20 protein-coding genes are annotated in these 22,268 nt (G+C 64.7%); 5 read left to right on the forward strand and 15 right to left on the reverse strand.

Features of this window, described 5'->3' with window-relative positions; translation table 11 throughout:
• Nucleotides 1-4: 4 nt before the first annotated feature.
• From IEG05_RS10155 to IEG05_RS10190, 8 genes are all read right to left on the reverse strand, one after another.
• On the reverse strand, nt 5-901 hold the full coding sequence (locus IEG05_RS10155) for a cytochrome c oxidase subunit 3 (RefSeq protein WP_042924230.1): 897 nt from the start codon (nt 899-901) through the stop codon (nt 5-7).
• The gene (locus IEG05_RS10160; protein WP_003303654.1) at nt 898-1,473 is read right to left on the reverse strand and encodes a cytochrome c oxidase assembly protein; all 576 of its coding nucleotides are present in this window, start codon (nt 1,471-1,473) and stop codon (nt 898-900) included. The genes IEG05_RS10155 and IEG05_RS10160 overlap by 4 nt, the downstream gene beginning before the upstream one ends.
• An 88-nt stretch (nt 1,474-1,561) precedes the next feature.
• The gene (gene ctaD / locus IEG05_RS10165) at nt 1,562-3,199 is read right to left on the reverse strand and encodes a cytochrome c oxidase subunit I (RefSeq protein ID WP_003303652.1); all 1,638 of its coding nucleotides are present in this window, start codon (nt 3,197-3,199) and stop codon (nt 1,562-1,564) included.
• A 12-nt stretch (nt 3,200-3,211) separates the two neighbouring features.
• Nucleotides 3,212-4,345 (reverse strand): cytochrome c oxidase subunit II, encoded by a 1,134-nt coding sequence (gene coxB / locus IEG05_RS10170; protein WP_042924233.1) that lies wholly within the window; start codon nt 4,343-4,345, stop codon nt 3,212-3,214.
• Between the two features lie 232 nt (nt 4,346-4,577).
• The gene (locus IEG05_RS10175) at nt 4,578-4,844 is read right to left on the reverse strand and encodes a hypothetical protein (RefSeq protein WP_003303649.1); all 267 of its coding nucleotides are present in this window, start codon (nt 4,842-4,844) and stop codon (nt 4,578-4,580) included.
• Nucleotides 4,845-4,953: 109 nt separating this feature from the next.
• Nucleotides 4,954-6,495, reverse strand: coding sequence for a SulP family inorganic anion transporter (locus IEG05_RS10180; protein ID WP_046618259.1), 1,542 nt, complete (start codon nt 6,493-6,495; stop codon nt 4,954-4,956).
• A 75-nt stretch (nt 6,496-6,570) separates the two neighbouring features.
• Entirely contained in the window at nt 6,571-7,305 is a 735-nt protein-coding gene (locus IEG05_RS10185; protein WP_046618257.1) for a carbonic anhydrase, read from the reverse strand.
• A 197-nt stretch (nt 7,306-7,502) separates the two neighbouring features.
• Nucleotides 7,503-8,567 (reverse strand): PA0069 family radical SAM protein, encoded by a 1,065-nt coding sequence (locus IEG05_RS10190; protein ID WP_191121997.1) that lies wholly within the window; start codon nt 8,565-8,567, stop codon nt 7,503-7,505.
• Nucleotides 8,568-8,866: 299 nt separating this feature from the next.
• On the opposite strand from IEG05_RS10190, the gene IEG05_RS10195 reads away from it, so the two are divergent.
• Nucleotides 8,867-9,937, forward strand: a complete 1,071-nt coding sequence (locus tag IEG05_RS10195) for an acyltransferase family protein (RefSeq protein WP_046618235.1) — start codon at nt 8,867-8,869, stop codon at nt 9,935-9,937.
• Nucleotides 9,938-10,029: 92 nt separating this feature from the next.
• On the opposite strand, the gene IEG05_RS10200 is transcribed toward IEG05_RS10195, so the two are convergent.
• The 3 genes from IEG05_RS10200 to prlC are packed head-to-tail and all read right to left on the reverse strand — an operon-like array spanning nt 10,030 to nt 13,141.
• Nucleotides 10,030-10,809: a DUF1835 domain-containing protein gene (locus IEG05_RS10200; protein ID WP_046618233.1), complete on the reverse strand. Its 780-nt coding sequence runs from the start codon at nt 10,807-10,809 to the stop codon at nt 10,030-10,032.
• Nucleotides 10,810-10,814: 5 nt separating this feature from the next.
• Entirely contained in the window at nt 10,815-11,093 is a 279-nt protein-coding gene (locus IEG05_RS10205) for a YheV family putative zinc ribbon protein (RefSeq protein WP_023445743.1), read from the reverse strand.
• On the reverse strand, nt 11,090-13,141 hold the full coding sequence (gene prlC / locus IEG05_RS10210) for an oligopeptidase A (RefSeq protein ID WP_046618232.1): 2,052 nt from the start codon (nt 13,139-13,141) through the stop codon (nt 11,090-11,092). Before prlC ends, IEG05_RS10205 begins: the two co-directional genes overlap by 4 nt.
• A gap of 257 nt (nt 13,142-13,398) precedes the next feature.
• Between prlC and IEG05_RS10215 the strand changes: the two genes are divergently transcribed.
• Nucleotides 13,399-13,935, forward strand: a complete 537-nt coding sequence (locus IEG05_RS10215) for a gamma carbonic anhydrase family protein (protein WP_046618231.1) — start codon at nt 13,399-13,401, stop codon at nt 13,933-13,935.
• Nucleotides 13,936-13,941: 6 nt separating this feature from the next.
• On the opposite strand, the gene IEG05_RS10220 is transcribed toward IEG05_RS10215, so the two are convergent.
• The gene (locus tag IEG05_RS10220; RefSeq protein ID WP_046618229.1) at nt 13,942-14,367 is read right to left on the reverse strand and encodes a VOC family protein; all 426 of its coding nucleotides are present in this window, start codon (nt 14,365-14,367) and stop codon (nt 13,942-13,944) included.
• A gap of 96 nt (nt 14,368-14,463) precedes the next feature.
• Here IEG05_RS10220 and IEG05_RS10225 point away from each other — a divergent pair, with 96 nt between their 5' ends.
• Nucleotides 14,464-15,447 carry a zinc-dependent alcohol dehydrogenase family protein gene (locus IEG05_RS10225; RefSeq protein WP_046618227.1) on the forward strand — a complete coding sequence of 328 codons (984 nt, stop codon included), beginning with the start codon at nt 14,464-14,466 and terminating at the stop codon, nt 15,445-15,447.
• Nucleotides 15,448-15,651: 204 nt separating this feature from the next.
• On the opposite strand, the gene IEG05_RS10230 is transcribed toward IEG05_RS10225, so the two are convergent.
• From IEG05_RS10230 to IEG05_RS10240, 3 genes are read right to left on the reverse strand one after another with little or no spacing between them, the layout of a single operon-like run.
• On the reverse strand, nt 15,652-16,425 hold the full coding sequence (locus IEG05_RS10230; protein ID WP_046618226.1) for a MetQ/NlpA family ABC transporter substrate-binding protein: 774 nt from the start codon (nt 16,423-16,425) through the stop codon (nt 15,652-15,654).
• A gap of 58 nt (nt 16,426-16,483) precedes the next feature.
• Entirely contained in the window at nt 16,484-17,161 is a 678-nt protein-coding gene (locus tag IEG05_RS10235) for a methionine ABC transporter permease (protein ID WP_046618225.1), read from the reverse strand.
• Entirely contained in the window at nt 17,161-18,168 is a 1,008-nt protein-coding gene (locus tag IEG05_RS10240; protein ID WP_046618223.1) for a methionine ABC transporter ATP-binding protein, read from the reverse strand. Before IEG05_RS10240 ends, IEG05_RS10235 begins: the two co-directional genes overlap by 1 nt.
• A gap of 264 nt (nt 18,169-18,432) precedes the next feature.
• On the opposite strand from IEG05_RS10240, the gene katE reads away from it, so the two are divergent.
• Both katE and IEG05_RS10250 read left to right on the forward strand, forming a co-directional pair.
• On the forward strand, nt 18,433-20,568 hold the full coding sequence (katE, locus tag IEG05_RS10245) for a catalase HPII (protein WP_046618222.1): 2,136 nt from the start codon (nt 18,433-18,435) through the stop codon (nt 20,566-20,568).
• 203 nt (nt 20,569-20,771) lie between these two features.
• Complete coding sequence (locus tag IEG05_RS10250; protein WP_046618220.1) at nt 20,772-22,259, forward strand: DASS family sodium-coupled anion symporter; 1,488 nt, start codon at nt 20,772-20,774, stop codon at nt 22,257-22,259.
• Nucleotides 22,260-22,268: the final 9 nt, after the last annotated feature.

Below are 22,268 nucleotides of genomic sequence, written 5' to 3' on the forward strand. Positions count from 1 at the left end.
TTCGCTAGATCACATAGACGAAGACGAACAGCGCGATCCACACCACGTCGACGAAGTGCCAGTACCAGGCCGCCGCCTCGAAGCCGAAGTGCTGCTCCGGGCTGAAATGCCCGCGCAGGATGCGCACCAGCATCACCGTGAGGATGATCGCGCCCATGGTCACGTGGGCGCCGTGAAAGCCGGTGAGCATGAAGAAGGTTGCGCCATAGATGCCCGAGCCCAGGGTCAGCCCCAGTTCGGTGTAGGCATGCACGTACTCCTCGATCTGCAGGACCAGGAACGCGGCGCCGAGCAGCACGGTCAGCGCCAGGCCGATCTTCAGATGCTGGCGATTGTTCTTGCGCAGCGCATGGTGCGCCCAGGTCAGGGTGAAGCTGGAGCTGACCAGCAGGATGGTGTTGATCAGCGGCAGGCCCCAGGCACTGATGGTGCCTTCCGGTGCCGGATAGAGCTTGGGATCTGGGGTGTTGAGCAGTGGCCAGGTGTATTCGAAGTTGGGCCAGAGCATGTTGCTGATGCCCTTGTCGCCTTCGCCAGCCAGCCAGGGGCCGGCCCAGTAGCGGATGTAGAACAGCGCGCCGAAGAAGGCGAGGAAGAACATCACCTCCGAGAAGATGAACCAGCTCATGCCCCAGCGGAACGAGCGGTCCATCTGTGCGCTGTACAGCCCGGCGCGGCTTTCCTTCACCACAGCGCCGAACCAGCCGAACATCATGTAGGCGATCAGCAGCGCGCCGACGAAGAAGATCATCGGCCCGCTCGACTCGTCACGCCCGGCTTTCAGGTCGTTGAACCAGCTGCCCAGTCCGTAGAAGGTGACCAGCAGGGCGATGGTGGCGATGATCGGCCATTTGCTCTGATCAGGAACGTAATACTGCTCGTGGGTGGTCTGTTGGCTCATTGCAGACTCTCCTTGGCCGGGGCCGATGTGGCGTTGACGGCCACCGGCGGCTGGCGGGACGTGATGTCGAACAGCGTGTAGGCAAGGGTCAGGTTGTGCACGTCGGCGGGCAGGTCGCGATCGACGATGAAGCGCACCGGCATTTCGATGCGCTCGCCCGGTTGCAGCACCTGCTGGGTGAAGCAGAAGCATTCGGTCTTGTGGAAGTAGGCCGCCGCCCGCGACGGCGAGACGCTGGGGATCGCCTGGGCGGTCATCGGCTTGTCGGTCGGGTTGTAGGCGACGAAACGAATCTCCTGGCTGGCGCCCGGGTGCACGCTGAGCTGGTCGGCCAGCGGGCCGAACTCCCAGCGCATGCCGGCGGCGTTGGTGGCGAGGAACTGCACCCGCACCGCCCGCGCCGCGTCGGCGCTCTGCGAGCCGGTGTAGGCGCCGGCGGTCTTGCCGTTGATGCCGAACGCCTGGCACATGACGTCGTAGATCGGCACCAGCAAGAAGCCGAAACCAAACATGCCGACCACGACGAACAGCAGGCGGCGAACCAGGCGTCGCGTGGGCAGGGACTCGTTCATGAGCGCCTCCCCGTTTGGTGGGAGCGGGCCTTTTCGCGGTCGACCTGGCAGACCCGGCCGGGCCTGCCAGCGACGCCCTGTTGCCTGCTCACGGCGTCAGCTCCCCGCCAGTGCCCTTGCGGTGCTCGTGCACATCGCTCATGTCCGGTGGTGTCTGGAAGGTGTGGTAGGGCGCCGGCGACGGCACGCTCCATTCCAGGCCCTCGGCGCCGTCCCAGGGCTTGGCCGGCGCCGGTACGCCGCCGCGGATGCACTTGATGACGATGAACAGGAACAAGAGCTGGGTGGCGCCGAACATGAAGGCGCCGACGCTGGAGACCATGTTGAAGTTGGCGAACATCATGTTGTAGTCGGGGATGCGCCGCGGCATGCCGGCCAGGCCGACGAAGTGCATCGGGAAGAACGCCAGGTTCATGCCGATGAAGCTCATCCAGAAATGCAGCTTGGCCAGCGTCTCGTCGTACATGTGCCCGGTCCACTTGGGCAGCCAGTAGTAGGCCGAGGCGAAGATGCCGAAGATCGCTCCCGGCACCAGCACGTAGTGGAAGTGCGCCACCACGAAGTAGGTGTCGTGGTACTGGAAGTCCGCCGGGGCGATGGCCAGCATCAGCCCGGAGAAGCCGCCGATGGTGAAGAGGATGACGAAAGCCACGGCGAACAGCATCGGCGCCTCGAAAGTCAGCGACCCGCGCCACATCGTCGACACCCAGTTGAACACCTTCACTCCGGTGGGCACGGCGATCAGCATGGTGGCGTACATGAAGAACAGCTCGCCGGTCAGCGGGATGCCGACGGTGAACATGTGGTGCGCCCAGACGATGAACGAGAGAAAGGCGATCGCCCCGGTGGCATAGACCATCGAGGTGTAGCCGAACAGCGGCTTGCGGCTGAACGCCGGGATGATCGAGCTGACCGCGCCGAAGGCCGGCAGGATCATGATGTACACCTCGGGATGGCCGAAGAACCAGAACACGTGCTGGAACAGCACCGGGTCGCCGCCACCGGCCGCGCTGAAGAAGCTGGTGCCGAAGTGGATGTCCATCAGCATCATGGTCACCACGCCCGCCAGCACCGGCATCACCGCGATCAAGAGGAAGGCGGTGATCAGCCAGGTCCAGACGAACAGCGGCATCTTCATCAGCGTCATGCCCGGTGCGCGCAGGTTGAGGATGGTGGCGATCACGTTGATCGCGCCCATGATCGAGCTGATGCCCATCAGGTGGATGGCAAAGATGAAGAAGGTCACCGACTCCGGTGCGTAGGTCGTCGACAGCGGCGCATAGAAGGTCCAGCCGAAGTTCGGCCCGCCGCCTTCCATGAACAGCGTCGAGACCAGCAGGCCGAAGGCCGCCGGCAGCAGCCAGAAGCTGAAGTTGTTCATCCGTGGCAGCGCCATGTCCGGCGCGCCGATCATCAGCGGGATCATCCAGTTGGCCAGGCCGACGAAGGCCGGCATTACTGCGCCGAAGACCATGATCAGGCCGTGCATGGTGGTCATCTGGTTGAAGAATTCCGGCTGCACGATCTGCAGGCCCGGCTGGAACAGCTCGGCGCGGATCACCATGGCCATCGAGCCGCCGAGCAGGAAGGCGCAGAAGCTGAACCACAGGTACATCGAACCGATGTCCTTGTGGTTGGTGGTCAGCAGCCAGCGCGAGAGACCCTTGGCCGGGCCGTGGTGGTGGTCATGTCCGGCATGACCATGATCGTCGATCACTGCACTCATCACCGAATCCTCTTACTGGGTGGCTTCTTCGGCCTGTTTGAAGTCGAGCACGTCTTTCGGCGTGACCATTTCGCCGGTCTCGTTGCCCCAGGCGTTGCGCTCGTAGGTGATGACCGCGGCCAGGTCGACTTCCGACAGCTGCTTGCCGAAGGCCGCCATGGCGGTGCCCGGCTTGCCGTTGACGACGATGTCGATGTGCGCCTCGATGTCGCCGGTGGCGATGGCCGAGCCCTTGAGGGCCGGGAACATCGGCGGGATGCCTTCGCCGCCAGCCTGGTGGCAGGACGCGCAAGCGGTCTGGTAGACCTTCTCGCCGTGCGCGGAGAGCTCTTCCAGCGTCCATTCCTTGCTGGTCAGTTCGGCCACCTTGGCGGCTTCGGCCTTCTTCTCGCCGAGCCAGGCGGCGTAGTCCTCGGCGGACTTGACCTCCACCACCACCGGCATGAAGCCGTGGTCCTTGCCGCACAGCTCGGTGCACTGGCCGCGGTAGATGCCGGGCTCTTCGACGCGGGTCCAGGATTCGTTGATAAAGCCGGGAATGGCGTCCTTCTTCACCGCCAGATCCGGCACCCACCAGGAGTGGATGACGTCTGCCGCGGTGATCAGGAAGCGCACCTTGGCGCCGGCGGGAATCACCAGCGGCTCGTCGACTTCCAGCAGGTAGTTCTCGCCCTTGGGCGCCTGGTTGTTGATCTGCTCGCGCGGCGTGGTGAGGTTGCTGAAGAACTCCACGTCCTCGCCCAGATACTTGTAGTGCCATTTCCACTGGTAGCCGGTGATCTGCACGTCGACGTCCGATTCGCTGGAGTCGTAGATGTGGATCAGCGTGCGCGTCGCCGGGATCGCCATGCCCACCAGGATCAGTAGCGGGATGACCGTCCAGAGCACCTCGACGCGGGTGTTTTCGTGGAAGTGAGCGGAATGCTGACGCTTGGAGCGGCGGTGCGCGACCATCGACCAGATCATCACGCCGAATACCAGCACGCCGATGACCACACAGATCCAGAAGATCGTCATGTGCAGATCGAACACCGAACGGCTGACGTCGGTGGCGCCGGAGCGCATGTTCACGTCCCAGGCCGCCTGGGCCTGGCCAAATATTGCCGAAAGCCCAAGCCCCATCCAGATGCATGGATGTCGAGACATTGCGGGTTCCCCTTATGATTCTTGTTATCCCGCCGACCGCCATCGCACCGCCGAAAATCGGCTGGCCGGGGAAACCATTCCCGTCATGCCAGCTACGTTTTCGATCGGTCCGATTCTGCCCAACGCCACCCGCGAAACGCTCGCTGGCGACATGGACGCTTGCACGCGCAGTCGGAACTCAATCAGGTACGCCTACGATTCGGAGTATAGACAGCGATCCCACTCTGGCAATTTAAGCGCGGGGCGCGTCTGGCTCGGGCTGTGTGGGGGCATCGTTCTTCTTCACCCCACGCAGGTTCATCAGCGCCAGGCAGACCTGCAGGGTGATCAGCGCCCACGCCTCGGCGTGCCAGCCCCAGATCACCCAGAGCAGGTTGCTCAGCAGAAAACAGCAGAAGCCGACGAAGCGCCGGCCGGGCTGCAGCGAGCCGATCAGCCAGGCGGCGATCACCGTGACCACCATGGCAGGCCATTGCAGCAGATCGATATAGACGTCCAATTCAATCCTCCAGAAGCGCCGGCAGCGCATGGGCTTACCCGATGCGCTGCCGGCTAGATGCACGTTGTGCATGGTCGTGTCTGAAAGATGAGGGGGCTGGTCGCCCTGATTAGTTCCCGTCGGCAGCCGCGGCAAGATGCACGGCCTGCCGGCGGCGACCTTCGACCCGTCGCGTCAGTGCCCGCGGCTCGATGATCAGCCGTGCGCCGCTGGCCTGGTTGGCGCGCTGCCATTCTTCCAGCAGCTCCATGCAGGCATGGTCGATGTACTGCAGGTGTGTCATCGGCACATGCACGCAGGCATTCTTCGGTACGCCATCCAGCGCGCGGGCCAGTCGCGGCACCTTCAGAAAGGTCGCTGCGCCCTGCATGCGCAGTTCGACCCGGCGGCCTTCCTGCACCACCGCGACCCTCAGCCGCGAAGCCTGCCAAGCCAGTTGCCCCAGGGTCAGCGCGAAGCCCAGCAGCACGCCGGTCAGAAGGTCGGTGGCGACGATGGTCAGCGCCGTGGCGAGATGGATCAGCATGGCCATGCGCCCGTAGCGGCCGAGCTGGCGCAGCGCGTTCAGGTCGATCAGCTTGAGCCCGGTGTAGACCAGCACACCGGCCAGGCTGGCGATTGGAATCTGCTCCAGCAGCGCGGCCAGCAGCACCACCGCGGCCAGCAGCCAGAGCGCGTGCAGCATGGCCGACAGCCGCGTGCGCGCACCGGCCTGCACATTGGCCGAGCTGCGCACGATCACGCCGGTCATCGGCAGCGCGCCGAGCACGCCGCAGAGCATGTTGCCGATGCCTTGGGCGGTGAGTTCGCGGTCGAAATCGGCGCGCGGGCCCTGGTGCATGCGATCGACCGCCGCGGCGGAAAGCAGGGTTTCGGCGCTGGCGATAAAGGCCACGGCCAGCGCCGCGACCAGCAGACCGGGATCGGCGAAGGCCAGCAGATCGGCCGGTTGCAGCCAGCTGATGGCATCGGCGAGATTGTCCGGCACCTCGACACGGCGCACGTCGAGCCCAAGCCATAGCCCCGCCAGCGTTGCCGCCGCGACACCCAGCAGCGCGCCGGGCAGCAGGCGTAGGCGCTGCGGCTTGAGCCGATCCCATGCCCACATGCAGGCGATGGTCAGTAGGCCGAGAGATGCGGCGATCAGTCCGTTACCGCCGCCGGAAAACGGCAGCGCGGCCCATAGCGCGGCGGGAAAGGCGCCGATATTGTCCAGTCCGGAGGCTTCCGGCTGCCCGTCCAGCATCACGTGCAACTGCGACAGCACGATGAGGATGCCGATGCCGGCCAGCATGCCGTAGACCACCGCCGGCGCGGTGACGCGGAACCAGCAACCCAGCTTCAGCCGACCGGCCAGCAGTTGCAGCGCACCGGCCAGTAGCAGGATCGGCCCGAGCATGGCCGCTCCGTATTGCTGCACCAGTTCGAACACCAGCACCGTGAGTCCGGCGGCCGGGCCGCTGACCTGCAGGGGTGCACCGGCCAGCCAACCCACCACCAGCCCGCCGACGATGCCGGTGATCACGCCTTTGGTGGGCGGCATGCCCGAGGCGATGGCGATGCCCATGCACAACGGCAGGGCCACCAGAAAAACCACCACGGACGCCATCAGGTCACGCGGCAGCGTTGCTTTGAGTGTTTGTGCATTCATTCGAAAATCCTCGACACGCGGCGACGCCCCTGGGGCGTCGCATGAAGCGAAAGCCAATGCCTTGCGGCCGGCGGTTCAGGCCTGCAGGTAGCGCGGCGTGGGCGTTGCTACCGGCAGCGGGCCGTCGCCGTCCAGCGGCGCGAAACGGCCGCTGGTGGCGTCGTAGGCGAGGATTTCGCTGGTCTCGATGCAATAGACCCAGCCGTGGATCGACAGCTGACCGCCGGCGAGGCGCGCGGCGACCGAGGGATGGGTGCGCAGGTGGTCGAGCTGGGCCACCACGTTCTCTTCGGTGAGCACGCCCAGGGCTTCGCCGGCGCCGCAGCTGCAGTTCTGCTCCACCAGGCTGCGCGCCACTTCGCAATGCCGCAGCCAGGCCTTCACCGTGGGCATCCGTTGCAGGCCGCTGGGGTCGAGCACCGCTTTCATCGCGCCGCAGTCGGAATGCCCGCAGATGATGATGTGCTGCACGTTGAGCGTCATCACCGCGTACTCGATGGCGCTGGAGACGCCGCCGTTCATCTGGCCGTAGGGTGGCACCACATTGCCGACGTTACGGGTGACGAACAGGTCGCCGGGCAAACTCTGGGTGATCAGCTCGGGAACGATGCGCGAGTCGGCGCAGGTGATGAACATCGCACGCGGCTGCTGGGCCCTGGCCAAGCGGGCGAACAGCGCCTGCTGTTCGGGATAGACCTCGGTGCGAAAGCGGCGAAAGCCATCGACCAGATGGGCGAAGGATTCGTCGGCGCTTTCGCCATGTGCGGATGGTTCGTTGCGCTCGGCGCGAGCGGTGAATATTTCACGCATGGGTGGTCTCCTGATGCAGGGCAAGGCATGCCAGCACTCATCCAGGCCGGTTGTGCGGCTGGTGACTGGCTGGTCACATTTGCCCCGAGGCTAGTCAGCGAGACTTAACTGAAACTGAACGAACCGCTCTAGGACGAGCCTTTTCGGCTTTCTGATTGCTGTCGTAGTGATGGCGCGCTGGCGGCGCTTTCGAGGTCTCAGAGCAACGACATCTGCGAACCCGGCACGGCAAAACGGCTGCTATCCAGGCCGTAGTTCTGATCCCGTCGATTGAAGCCCAGGCGCTTGCACGCCAGCTGAAAGCGTTGCGCCAGCAGCTGGGCAAATTGGCCTTCACCGCGCATGCGGCTACCGAAGCGGCTGTCGTAATCCTTGCCGCCGCGCGATTGGCGCACCAGGCTCATGACATGGGCAGCGCGCTGCGGAAAATGCTCCTGCAGCCATTCATCGAACAGCGTCGCCACTTCGTGGGGCAGGCGCAGCAGCACATAGCCGGCCGAGCGCGCACCGGCCTCGCGGGCGGCTTCGAGCAAGCGCTCAAGCTCCATGTCGTTGATCATCGGAATCATCGGCGCGCACATCACGCTGACCGGCACGCCAGCCTCATGCAGGGTACGCAACACCCGCAGCCGCGCCGAGGGTGAGGCCGCGCGCGGCTCCATGATGCGTTTCAGCTCGTCGTCCAGCGTGGTCAGGCTGACCGAAACGCTGACCAGCCGCTGCTCGGCCAACGGCACCAGCAGATCGAGATCGCGCAGCACCAGCGAACCCTTGGTAATGATGTGCACGGGGTGCTTGAAGCGCAGCAGGATCTCCAGCGCCTGGCGCGTCAGCCGCTGCTCGTGCTCCAGCGGCTGATAGGCATCGGTGTTCACCCCCAGGGCGATCGGTTGCGGCACGTAGCCAGGCTTGGAGAGTTCCTGTTCGAGGCGCTCGGCGAGGTTGGTCTTGGCTATCAGCCGCGTCTCGAAATCGATGCCTGGCGACAGGTCCCAATAAGCGTGACTGGGTCGCGCGAAGCAGTAGATGCAGCCGTGTTCGCAGCCTCGATAGGGGTTTACCGAGCGATCGAAACCCACGTCAGGCGACTGGTTACGGGTCAGTACACTCTTGGCCGTCTCCAGGCGCACTTCGGTGGCGCGGGTCGGCGGCACGTCCTGTTCCCAGCCATCGTCGTACGCCTCGCTGCGTGTCGGGGCGAAACGGTTGTCCGGGTTGATCGCAGTGCCGCGGCCGCGTGGTGTGGCACGGGGGAAGCTCATGGGGTGTCGGTCCGATTACTGTTCATTCATACAGTAGTCTTCTCGGCGACAGTACGCCAGCGCCGCTGATCGGTGCTGCCTGCTACCGCCTGTCGGTTGGCTCGGGAACATTTGCGCTGCACTCGGGACAAAGGGGCTGACCGGGTAACGCTTGCACGCGCGAGCGACGCCTGTCGTGGCGGCCGGCAAACAACAAGGACGATCGGAGCGCGGTGCGCGACCGATCCGGCAGTACCGGCATGCACCGCTTGCGTGCGCCCCTTTTCTTAGTCACTGCCGTTACTCGTCAGGAGCAGACCATGCATCCCACCGGCTCTTTCCACACCCGGGAGAATAATTTCGACTTCCTGCGCTTCTTCGCTGCGGCGCTGGTGCTGTTCGCCCACAGCTATCCGCTGGTTGGCCGCCGTGGAGATGAACCCCTGACGTTGCTCACCGGCTACGAAAAGGGCGGCTCGATCGCCGTCGGCATCTTCTTCGTCATGAGCGGCTATCTGATTGCCTCGTCCTGGCTGGCTAGCAGCAGCCCGAAAAGCTTCCTGATCAAGCGGGCGCTGCGCATCTTTCCGGCGTTGATCGTCGCGGTATTGCTCTCGGTGTTTGTCATCGGGCCGCTGGTCACCCATCTGACCCTCGGCCAGTATCTCGCAGCCGACGGCACCTGGACCTATCTGCAGAACATCCTCTTGGTGACACGCTACGAGCTGCCCGGCGTATTTACCGGCAACGTCTACCCCGACGTGGTCAACGGCTCGCTGTGGACGTTGCCGCTGGAAGTGCTGATGTACATCGGCGTGATGATTCTCGGGCTGACCGGTTTCCTCAAGCGCCGGCTGATCTTCCTGCCGATTGCCGTGCTCGCCATCGGGCATTTCTGGCTGCTGGGCAAGCTGGGTATCGAGTCCTACTTCATCAAGAACATCTTCAAACTGGGGCTGCTGTACTACAGCGGCTCGGCACTGTTCCTCTATCGCGACGACATCCCCTGGCGCGGCTGGATCGCGGCGCTGTTGTTCGCCGCGCTGGTGGCAACCTTCCGTACCGACATCGGCCCGCTGGTGTACTTCATCGCACTGCCGTATCTGGTGCTCTATCTGGCCTACGCGCCGCTGCCGCTGATCTCGCGTTTCGGCAAGTACGGCGATTTTTCCTATGGCCTGTACATCTACGCCTTCCCGTTCCAGCAGCTGACGGTCTACCTGTTCGGTCCGCAGGTCGGCGTGCTCGGCCTGACGCTGATCGCCTTCGTGCCGACGCTGATCCTCGCTGCGCTGTCCTGGCACCTGATCGAAGCGCCGGCAATGAAGCTCAAGCGCCTGTTTGCTTCGCCACCGCAGCCGGGGCGAGCGACGCCGAAGGTCGAAGGCTGATTTGGACTGGTACAAAAAAGGAACCCGCCACTTGGCGGGTTCTTTGTTTTAGACGTTGGGCGCGCCGAGTCTTGGCCGCGAAGTGAAGTCTTTCACCTCATGACTCGGCGCACCTGCAGATCACGGTAACCGGCTGTTGGATCGCCCTGTACCTCCAGACGCCCTGCGGCAGCCAGTACGCGGGCGCGCCAGTAGAGGAAGAAATCCGTGGGAAAGAAGCCGTCGCAATGGCCCATGACCTCGGCCATCGCACGCGCCAGCGGAGCGAATTCGTCGGGGCTGGCAGCGACTAGCGCCGCGTCGATCAGCCGATAGTCTTCGCCCCGAAACGCCCCCTCGAACCAGCGGCGAATGTCATGCGAGCTGGCGCACTGCTCGTGCCAGACCGCAGCGAGTTCAGCCTGGCGAGACGCGGGAACCGCCTGTGGGCTGTATAGCGCCGCCAGTGCCTCGGGCGAATGCATGGACACCGCCTTGCGCTGGCCGGCGCGGCTGTCTCCGGTGCCGCAAGCAACTTCGTGCAACCCGCACCTGGAGCCCTGCAGCAGCGCGGCGATGCGAGCCAGCAGCAGCTGTTCGGATGCGCTGTCGCCGTGCCAGACCGTTACGGCTGCAGCCTGTTTGGCTAGGTTGGCTAGCCAGAGTGCATCAGCCGCTAGCTCATCGGCGAACACCGGGCGTGGCGCCACCTCTGCGGGCCAGACCTGCTCCCAGAATGTGGCGCGAGCAGCGCAAGGCGCACGATCCACGCCATTCAGCGGTCCGACAGCCAGGTCGTCGCGCAACACCCGCACCTGTACCTCGGGCTCTAGCCTGGCCAGCAGCGCACGTACGCTGTCGCCGGCCAGGTCGCCGCAGGTCAGGTGCAGCACAGTGGCTACTCGGGCTTCTTCAGCTTCGGATTAGGGAAGAACTGCACCGATTGCACCTGCGGGTTGGCCGGCTTGGGCTGGACCTTGTTCACCCGCGTGCCCAGCTCCATCGGTACCGACTGGCCCTGGGCGTTGAGGGTGTCGGCGTAGCCGCAGTCGATGCATTCGCGGTGCGGCACGCCGTCGACGTCCCACATCTTGATGCAGTCCGTGCCGCTGCACGCGGGGCACACGGCCCCGGCGATGAAGCGCTTGGTGGTGACACGGGTTACTTCGTCGTTCATGCCGCGGCCTCCGCTACCAGCCCGAGGTGGCGCAGCAGGGCGTCGATGGACGGCTCGCGGCCTCGGAAATCGACGAACAGTACCATCGGCTCCTGGGAGCCGCCACGGGCCAGGATCGCCTCGCGGAAGGCGCGCCCGGTCTCGGAGTTGAACACACCTTCTTCCTCGAAGCGCGAGAAGGCATCGGACGACAGCACCTCGGCCCACTTGTAGCTGTAGTAACCGGCCGCATAACCACCGGAAAAGATGTGCGCGAAGCTGTTGGGGAAGCGGTTGTAGGCCGGTGGGCGCATCACCGAGACCTCGTCGCGGATGTACTCGAGTACCTGCAGCACGCTGCGACCGTCGCCATGGGTGGCGTGCAGTTCGAAGTCGAACAGGGAGAATTCAAGCTGGCGCGCCATCATCATGCCGGACTGGAAGTTCTTCGCCGCCAGCATCATGTCCAGTTTGTCCTGCGGCAGGCGCTCGCCGGTCTGGTAGTGGCCGGAGATGTGCGCCAGGCCTTCGGGGTCCCAGCACCAGTTCTCCATGAACTGGCTCGGCAGCTCCACGGCATCCCAGGCCACGCCGTTGATGCCCGAGGCGCCGGCGTGCTCGACCTGGGTCAGCAGGTGGTGCAGGCCGTGGCCGAATTCGTGGAACAGCGTGGTGACCTCGTCGTGGGTCAAGAGCGCAGGGCGCTCGCCCACCGGCGGGGTGAAGTTGCACACCAGGTTGGCTACCGGCGTCTGCAGCGTGCCAGCGGCGGTACGGCGCTTGTCGCGGGCGCCATCCATCCAGGCGCCGCCGCGCTTGTTCGGCCGCGCATAGAGGTCGAAGAAGAAGCGCCCGACGTGCTGGCCGTTCTCGGTGATCTCGAACAGACGCACTTCCGGATGCCAGCCATCGAAGCCTTCCAGCTCATGAATCTCGATGCCGTACAGGCGCTGGACGATACAGAACAGCCCGGACAGCACCTTGTCGATCGGGAAGTAGGCGCGCAGTTCTTCCTGGTTCAGGCTGTAGCGCTGCTGGCGCAGCTTCTCGGCGTAGTAGCCGAGGTCCCAGCTCTGCAGATCGTCCAGGCCCTGCTCGGCGGCGAAGGCGCGCAGTTCGGCCAGGTCGCGCTCGGCGAACGGCTTGCTGCGCACCGCCAGGTCACGCAGGAAACTCAGCACCTGCTCGGTGGATTCGGCCATCTTGGTCGCCAGCGACAGCTCGGCGAAGTTGCCGTAGCCGAGCAGCCCGGCCAGCTCGTGGCGCAGCTCGAGGATCTCGGCCATTACCGGGCCGTTGTCGAACTGCCCGGCATTCGGGCCCTGGTCCGAGGCGCGGGTGCAGTAGGCGGCGTAGACCTCCTCGCGCAGGTCGCGGTTGTCGGCGTAGGTCATCACCGCGTAGTAGCTGGGGAATTCCAGACTGATCAGCCAGCCGTCGAGATCCTTCGCCTTGGCTGCCTCGGCCATCTGTGCCTTGGCCGAATCGGTGATACCGGCCAGCAGGCTTTCGTCGGTGATGTGCCGGGTCCAGCCCTGGGTGGCGTCCAGCAGCTGGTTGGAGAATTTGCTGCCCAGCTCCGCGAGCTTCATCTGGATGGCGCCGAAGCGTTGCTGCTCGACCGGCGGCAGGTCGATGCCGGACAGGCGGAAGTCACGCAGCGAATGCTCGAGGATGGTCTTCTGCGCCACCTCGAAGCCAGCCGCCGCGGGGCTCGCGGCCAATGCCTGGTAGGCCTCGAACAGGTCGCGGTTCTGTCCGAGTTCGGTGTAGTAGGCCGACAGCTTGGGCAGGCAGGCCTCATAGGCGGTACGCAGCTCCGGGCTGTTGCACACGGAGTTGAGGTGGCTGACCGGCCCCCAGGCGCGCGCGAGGCGGTCGTTCAGTTCGTCGAGGCCGACCACCAGGGTCTGCCAGTCCAGGCTGTCGGCCGGGCGGCTAAGCAGTTCCTGGATCGCCACGCGGTTGTCGCCGAGGATGGTGTCGATGGCCGGCTCGACGTGCTCCGGGCGGATCTCGGAGTAGGGTGGCAGATCGAAATCTTGCAGCAGGGGATTGTTCGCGCTCACGGGGGACACCTTGTGACGAAAGGGATTGCAGGCCGCTCACTTGAGTGAGGCTGGACAGGCCAGCGCGCAGGCAGATGTCCTAGATGGACGCGCTGCCGCGCTTTTTCAACGCCGGGCGACGAAACGCGCCGCCGGCAAGCAGCCGGTAGTTAACTCTGACCACGCCAGGCGGCATGCTGCTCAGGCCTGGTTCACCGCGGCAATGCCGACCATCTTAATTACAATCGACCCTTCCCGCAGCCAAAGAGGTTTCTATCGTGGCGATACGCAGCTACCACAACAGCACTCCGAAACTGGGCGAGCGCGTGTTCGTCGACGACTCCGCGGTGCTTATCGGCGATGTCGAGATCGGCGCCGACAGCTCGGTTTGGCCGCTGACGGTGATCCGCGGCGACATGCACCGCATCCGCATCGGCGCGCGGTCGAGCATCCAGGACGGCAGCGTGCTGCACATCACCCATGCCGGGCCGTACAACCCGGACGGCTTTCCGCTGACCATCGGCGACGAAGTCACCGTCGGCCACAAGGTCACCCTGCACGGTTGCACCCTGGGCAATCGCATCCTGGTGGGTATGGGTTCGATCGTGATGGACGGCGTGGTGGTCGAGGACGAAGTGATCATCGGTGCCGGCAGCCTGGTGCCGCCGGGCAAGACGCTGGAGTCCGGCTACCTCTACGTCGGCAGCCCGGTAAAGCAGGCGCGCCCGCTGACCGACAAGGAGCGCAGCTTCTTCAGCTATACCGCCGGCAATTATGTGAAGCTCAAGGACCAGCACCTCGCCGAGCGCGGCTGATCCCGCTCACTTGGCGAACAGCTGGCCGATGTCCTTGAACGCCTTGAACTCCAGGGCGTTGCCGCAGGGGTCGAGCAGGAACATGGTCGCCTGTTCGCCGACCTGGCCCTGGAAGCGCACGTAGGGCTCGATGACGAAGCGCGTGCCGCGCGCCTTCAGCCGCTCGGCCAGTGCCTCCCATTGTTCCCAGCCAAGCACCACGCCGAAATGCGGCACCGGCACGTCGTGGCCGTCCACCGGGTTGCTATGCGCCGCCTCCTGATGCGGCATCTTCGGTGCTTCGTGGATCACCAGCTGGTGGCCGAAGAAATCGAAATCCACCCAGTGTTCGCTGCTGCGGCCCTCGGCGCAGCCGAACGCCTCGCCGTAGAAGGTGCGGGCGGCGGCCAGATCGTGGACGGGAATGGCGAGGTGGAAGGGCGAAAGCGTCATAGATGGCACTCCTGAGCATGGGACGCTTCGAGTCTAGAGCCTTTTTCCACCGATCGGCCTACGCTCAGCAGAACAGAGACGAAAGGAGAGCCGTCGATGCGCGCCATGTTGCTGGAACAGATTGGCCAACCGTTGCAGCTGCGCGAACTGCCCGAGCCTCAAGCGGGGCCAGGGGAGCTGCGGGTCAAGGTACTGGCTTGCGGCGTCTGTCGCACCGACCTGCACGTGGTGGATGGCGAGTTGCCGGAGGCGCCGCTGCCGATCATCCCGGGTCACGAGATTGTCGGCCGCGTCGATGCGCTGGGCGAAGGCGTCAGCGGTTTCGAGCTGGGCCAGCGGGTCGGCATTCCCTGGCTCGGGCATACCTGCGGCACCTGCAGCTATTGCCAGCACGCCGAGGAAAACCTCTGCGATGCGCCGCAGTTCACCGGCTACACGCGGCCAGGCGGTTATGCCGAATACGTGGTGGCCGACGCGCGCTTCGCCTTTGCCCTCGGCGACGAGGGCGATGCCGTGGCGCTGGCGCCGCTGCTCTGTGCCGGGCTGATCGGCTGGCGTTCGCTGGTCAAGGCCGGTGACGGCAAGCGCCTGGGCCTGTACGGCTTCGGTGCCGCGGCGCATATCGTCATGCAGGTGGCGCGCTGGCAGGGGCGCGATGTCTATGCCCTTAGCCGTCCTGGCGACATCGCTGCGCAGGACTTCGCCCGTTCGCTGGGCGCGCTCTGGGCCGGCGATTCGAACGAGTCGCCGCCGGTGCCGCTGGATGCCGCGATCATCTATGCGCCGGCCGGCGAGCTGGTGCCGGCGGCGCTGCGTGCCGTGCGCAAGGGCGGGCGGGTGGTCTGCGCCGGCATCCACATGAGCGACATTCCGAGCTTCCCCTACGACATCCTCTGGCAGGAGCGCGAGCTGGTTTCGGTGGCCAACCTGACCCGTCAGGACGGCCTGGACTTCTTCCCGGTCGCTGCGCAGGTCGGCATCCATACCGAAACCCATGCCTACCCTTTGGAACAGGCCAACCAGGCGCTGGACGATCTGCGCCATGGACGCTTCCAGGGCGCGGCAGTGCTGGTGCCGTGAAGAGCATGCTGCGCGAACCATTTCGTGGGCCCGCGTCCTGATATGGCTTGGTCGTAGGGTGGATCGCGCTTTATCGATCACGGGGTGGGGAACCACGGGTTAGCCGAGCGGGGGCTCGGTGGTTGTAAAAGGCGACATCCACCCTACGGCCAAAAACGAAAAACCCCGCCGAGGCGGGGTTCGTTCAGGACAGCGCGGTCAGGCTCAGAAGGCCGGAACGACGGCACCCTTGTACTTTTCCTCGATGAACTGGCGTACTTGCTCGCTGTGCAGCGCGGCAGCCAGTTTCTGCATGGCATCGCTGTCCTTGTTGTCCGGACGGGCGACCAGGATGTTCACGTACGGCGAGTCACTGCCCTCGATCACCAGGGCGTCCTGGGTCGGGTTCAGCTTGGCTTCCAGCGCGTAGTTGGTGTTGATCAGCGCCAGGTCGACCTGGGTCAGCACGCGCGGCAGGGTCGCGGCTTCCAGTTCGCGGATCTTGATCTTCTTCGGGTTCTCGGCGATGTCCTTCGGCGTGGCGGTGATGCCGGCGCCGACCTTCAGCGTGATCACGCCGGCCTTGTCCAGCAGCAGCAGTGCGCGGCCGCCATTGGTGGCATCGTTGGGAATGACCACGGTGGCGCCATTGGGCAGTTCGTCCAGCGACTTGACCTTGCTCGAGTAGGCCCCAAAGGGTTCGATATGCACGCCGGCCACGCTGACCAGATCGGTGCCCTTGCCCTTGTTGAACTCATCCAGGTACGGCTGGTGCTGGAAGAAGTTGGCGTCCAGACGCTTCTCGGCGACCTGGATGTTCGGTTGCACGTAATCGGTGAAGACCTTCACGTTCAGCTCGACGCCTTGCTCGGCCAGCTGCGGCTTGACGAACTCCAGCAGCTCGGCGTGCGGCACGGCGGTGGCGGCCACGGTCAGGGTTTCGGCGGCCTGTGCGGAAAATGCCGCGACGGTGGCCAGGGCGGCAATCAGTTTCTTCATCGTTCGGTTCCTTCGTAGATTGAGTGGGGTGCGAAGGTTCGCTCGCCCTGGTTGCGCTTCATTTGCGTGAAAAATGGGTGACCAGCCGGTCGCCGACGCTTTGCAGCACCTGCACCAGTACCAGCAGCAGCACCACGGTGACCACCATCACGTCGGTCTGGAATCGCTGATAGCCGAAGCGGATCGCCAGGTCGCCGAGGCCGCCGGCCCCCACTACACCGGCCATCGCAGTGTAGGACACCAGGGTGATGGCAGTAACGGTGACCGCAGCGATGATGCCCGGACGCGCTTCCGGCAGCAATGCGCTGAAGATGATCTGCCGCGTCGTCGCGCCCATGGCCTGGGTCGCCTCGATGATGCCGCGGTCCACTTCGCGCAGTGCGGTTTCCACCAGGCGTGCGAAGAACGGCGCGGCGCCGACCACCAGCGGCGGGATCGCCCCGGCGACGCCCAGCGAGGTGCCGGTGATCAGCACGGTGAACGGAATCATCACGATCAGCAGGATGATGAACGGCAGCGAGCGCAGCACGTTGACCACGAACGACAGCGCGGCATACAGCGGCCCGTTCTCGAACAGCTGGCGCGGGCCGCAGAGAAACAGCAGCACGCCCAGCGGCAGGCCGAGCAGGATGGTGAACAGCAGCGAGCCGCCGAGCATCAGCAGGGTGTCCAGCGTCGCCAGCCAGATCTCGTACCAGTCGACATTCCCTAACAAGGAGCTGAAAAAGGCGTCCATCAGCGCAATACCTCCACGTGCACGTCGGCGGCCTGCAGTTGTGCCATTGCCGCCGCCATGTCACCGCCGATCAGCGCCAGCGTGAGCTGGCCGTAGGGGGTGTCCTTGATGCGATCGATGCGCCCGGAAAGGATGCTGTAGTCGACCCCGGTTTCACGGGCGACGGTGCCCAGCAGGGGCTTGTAGGTGGCATCGCCCTGGAAGGTCAGGCGCAGGATGCGGCCCGGCACGTGGGCGAAATCGTCGTGCAGCTCGCTTTCATCCATCGCCTCGTCTTCCAGCACGAAGCGCTGGGTGGTCGGGTGCTTGGGATGCAGGAACACCTCGGTGACCGGCCCCTGTTCGACGATGGCGCCGGCGTCCATCACCGCCACGCGGTCGCAGACGCGGCGGATCACGTCCATCTCGTGGGTGATCAGCACGATGGTCAGCTTCAGCTCGCTATTGATCTCGGCCAACAGCTGCAGCACCGATGCCGTGGTCTGCGGATCGAGGGCGCTGGTCGCCTCGTCGCAGAGCAGGATGCTCGGCTCGGTGGCCAGAGCACGGGCAATACCCACGCGCTGCTTCTGACCACCGGAGAGCTGCGCCGGATACTTGCGCGCGTGGTCCTTGAGGCCGACACGGTCGAGCAGGGCGGCGACGCGGGCGTCGATCTCACTGCGCGAGCGGATGCCGGCCAGGCGCAGCGGCATGGCGACGTTGTCCGCCACGGTCTTGGACATCAGCAGGTTGAAGTGCTGGAAGATCATCCCGACGCGCTGGCGGAAGCGCCGCAGGCCGTCGGCATCGAGCGCGGTGACATCTTCGCCGTTGACCAGGATGCGCCCGCCGGAGGGTTCCTCGAGGCGGTTGATCAGACGCAGCAGCGTGCTCTTGCCGGCGCCAGAATGGCCGATCAGGCCGAAGACTTCACCGGAGGCGATCTCCAGCTGCGTCGGCTGCAGGGCAGGGACGTCTCTGCCGCCGGTCCGATAGGTTTTGTGGACTTGATGGAATTCGATCACGGGCGAACCTTGTGGGTGCGGCGTTCGTTGCCGGGATATTCGGCGAAAGCCGGGCATTCTACCCGTTTGCCGGCGAGGTCGCTTGTCTGTGCCGCTGCGATTGAGCAAATGCATCGGGCTTATAGCTAAAGCAAATCGGTTCGGCCGGCAACCATGTAGCCGCTATGGGGGTCACTAACCGGTACGCCGTGAAATGATCACGCATCAGGTCCAGACCGTGGCCCGATCGTTCGCGGTTCAGCTCACCGCTAATGGAGGCCCATCATGACCGAAAAGACCCCTAAACAGAGCGAGCTGGCCGGCACCGATACCGTCGACCGTGCCAATCACAACGCCAAGCTCGACCAACTGGAAGAATTTCGCAGCGACGCCACCGGCGAGGCGCTGCGCACCAACCAGGGCGTGAAGATCGCCGACAACCAGAACACCCTCAAGGCCGGCGATCGTGGGCCCTCGCTGCTCGAAGACTTCATCATGCGCGAGAAGCTCACCCACTTTGACCACGAGCGCATCCCCGAGCGCATCGTGCATGCGCGTGGTTCGGCGGCGCACGGTGTGTTCGTCAGCTACGCCGACCACAGCTGGCTGACCAAGGCCTCGTTCCTCGCCGCCGAAGGCAAGGAAACCCCGGTCTTCACGCGCTTCTCCACCGTGCAGGGCTCGCGCGGCTCGGCAGACACCGTGCGCGACGTGCGCGGCTTCGCCACCAAGTTCTACACCGACGAGGGCAACTTCGATCTGGTCGGCAACAACATGCCAGTGTTCTTCATTCAGGACGCGATCAAGTTTCCGGACTTCGTGCATGCGGTGAAACCCGAGCCGCACAACGAGATCCCGCAGGCGCAGTCGGCTCACGACAGCTTCTGGGACTTCGTCTCGCTGACCCCGGAATCGGCGCACATGGTGCTCTGGACCATGTCCGATCGCGCCCTGCCGCGCAGCTTCCGGGCGATGGAAGGCTTTGGCGTGCACACCTTCCGCCTGATCAACGCTGAGGGCGTCAGCCGCTTCGTCAAGTTTCACTGGAAGCCGGTCGCGGGCGCCTTCTCGCTGGTCTGGGACGAGACACTGAAGATTGCCGGCAAGGACCCGGACTTCAATCGCCGCGACATGTGGGAGTCCATCGAGATTGGCGACTACTTCGAGTGGGAGCTGGGCGTGCAGGTGGTGGAAGAGGCCGACGAGCACAAGTTCGACTTCGACCTGCTGGACCCGACCAAAATCATCCCCGAGGAGCTGGTGCCGGTGCAGAAGCTCGGCAAGATGACCCTCAACCGCAACCCGGACAACTTCTTCGCCGAGACCGAGCAGGCCGCCTTCCACATCGGCCATATCGTGCCGGGCATCGACTTCACCAACGATCCGCTGCTGCAGGGCCGGTTGTTCTCCTACACCGACACCCAACTGCTGCGTCTCGGTGGGCCGAACTTCCACGAAATCCCGATCAACCGTCCGCTGTGTCCGTTTCACAACAACCAGCGCGACGCCTTCCATCGCCAGACGATCCACAAGGGCCGCGCCAACTACGAGCCCAACTCCATCGACAGTGGCTGGCCCAAGGAAACCCCGCCGGCAGCTCAGGGCGGCGGTTTCGAGAGCTATCCGGAGCGGGTCGAGGGGCACAAGATCCGCAACCGCAGCGAATCCTTCGGCGACCACTTCTCCCAGGCCACGCTGTTCTGGAACAGCATGAGCGGCCCGGAGAAGGAGCACATCATCGGTGCCTATACCTTCGAGCTGGGCAAGGTCGAGCGGGTGTTCATCCGTGAGCGTCAGGTCAACGAGATCCTCGCCAACATCGACCTGGAGCTGGCCCGCCGCGTGGCCGAGAACCTCGGCCTGCCGGCACCCGCTGCGCCGACCGTAGCGGCGAAGGTACCGACCCCGCAAAGCTCGCCGGCCCTGAGTTTGATGAACCATGCACCGGGCAATATCAAGTCGCGCAAGATCGCCATTCTGGTGGCCAACGGCGTTGATGGTGCTGCAATCGATGCATTCAAGGCCAAGCTGGCCGAGCAGGGCGCGCTGGCCAAGATCATCGGTCCCTCGCCGGCGCCGGTGAAGACGGCGGACGGCAAGATGCTGCCGGTCGACGCCGCGATGGACGGCATGCCCTCGGTGATGTTCGACGCCGTGTTCGTCCCCGGCGGTGCCGATGCGGCGGCGGCCATGGCCAAGTCCGGCGAAGCCAAGCACTACCTGCTGGAGGCCTACAAGCACCTGAAACCCATCGTGGTGCTCGGTGCCGCGCGTCCGCTGCTGGCGACCCTGGGCCTGCAGCCCGACGCTGGTCTGCTGGAAGGCGATGATGTGGATGGGGTGTTTGGCAACTTCGCCCAGGCGCTTGGCCAGCATCGGGTCTGGGCGCGCGAGGCCGCGGCGGACGCAATTCCCGCGTGACGCTTGCGCAAGGTTCGGCGCGGGCGCCAGCCCGCTCGAAACGTGCTGCGAACCATCGACCACAGAACGCCGGCGCATGCCGGCGTTCTGCTTTTTTTTTACTTGGTTAACTCGCCGCAAAGGCCCGCAATAGACACAGGTCATGGTCTCGCTGATCTGGCTTGCCCATGCTGAAGGCGTCTGTCAGCGGATGGAGCCATACCATGAGCGATACCCCTAACGTAGCCCTTCGCCAAGGTCTGCTTGGCATCCCGATCGGTCTGTTGGTGGCCGTACTGGCGCTCATTGGCGTGCTGCTGATGCCACTGCCTGCCGACCTGCCCGTGGCCGGCCAGCGAGTGCTGGCGATCCTGGTGTTCGCGGTGGTGGTGTGGATCACCGAAGCGGTGTCCTATGAGGTCAGCGCGATCATGATCACCGCGCTGCTGGCGTTCCTCATCGGTACGGCGCCTACGCTGGAAAACCCCGAGGTCGTCTACGGCACCTCAAAGGCGATCGGCATGGGGCTTTCCGGCTTCGCCAATCCGGCATTGGCGCTGGTAGCCGGAGCCCTGTTCATCGCTGCGGCGATGACCCTGACCGGGCTCGACCGGCGCATTGCGCTGATGACCCTATCCAGGGTCGGCACCAGTTCGCGGCATATCCTCGGCGGCACGCTGGTGGTCATCGTCCTGCTCAGCCTGGTGGTACCCAGCGCCACGGCGCGCGCCGCCTGCGTGGTGCCGATCATGCTTGGCATCATCACCGCATTCGGGATCGACAAGCGTTCGAACTTCGCCGCCGGCATGATGATCATCGTCGCCCAGGGCACCAGCATCTGGAACATCGGCATCCAGACCGCAGCGGCGCAGAACCTGCTGCTGGTGGGCTTCATGGACAAACTGCTGGGTGAGCGAGTCAGCTGGATCGACTGGCTCATCGCCGGCGCACCCTGGGCCGTGATGATGTCCTTCGTGCTGCTGTTCATCGTGCTCAAGCTGCTGCCGCCGGAAACCGAGCGGATAGCCGGTGGCAAGGAAGCCGTGGCACGCTCGCTTGCCGAACTTGGGCCGATGACCTCGGCGCAGAAACGCCTGCTCGCCGTGTCCATCGGGTTGCTGCTGTGCTGGGCCACCGAGGGCAAGCTGCACAGTTTCGACACCACCAGCACCACCTACGCGGGTCTGGTGATCCTGATGCTGCCGCGCATCGGCGTGATGAACTGGAAGGAGGTTCAGGCGCGGGTGCCCTGGGGCACGGTGATCGTCTTCGGCGTCGGGATCAGCCTCGGCACGGTATTGCTCACGACTCAGGCCGGACAGTGGCTCGGCGCGCAGGTGGTGGCCCACACCGGGCTTGGCGTGGTGGGGCCGCTGGGTATCTTCGCCATTCTCGGCGCTTTTCTCATCGTGATCCATCTGGGCTTTGCCAGTGCCACGGCGCTGACCTCGGCGATGCTGCCGATCCTGATCTCGGTGTTGCTCAGCCTGCCAGGGGATTTCAGCCGGCTGGGGATGACCATGCTGCTCGGTTTCGTCGTCAGTTACGGCTTCATCCTGCCAATCAACGCGCCGCAGAACATGGTTTGCCTGGGCACCGAGACCTTCAGCGCCCGGCAATTCGCCAAGGTCGGCGTGCTGGTAACGCTGATCGGCTATCTGAGCATGTTGCTGTTCGCGATGACCTGGTGGCGCTGGCTGGGCTGGATTTGAGCGCACTGC

This window comes from Stutzerimonas kunmingensis, from assembly GCF_014764705.1.
In the GTDB taxonomy this organism is placed as follows: Bacteria; Pseudomonadota; Gammaproteobacteria; order Pseudomonadales; family Pseudomonadaceae; genus Stutzerimonas.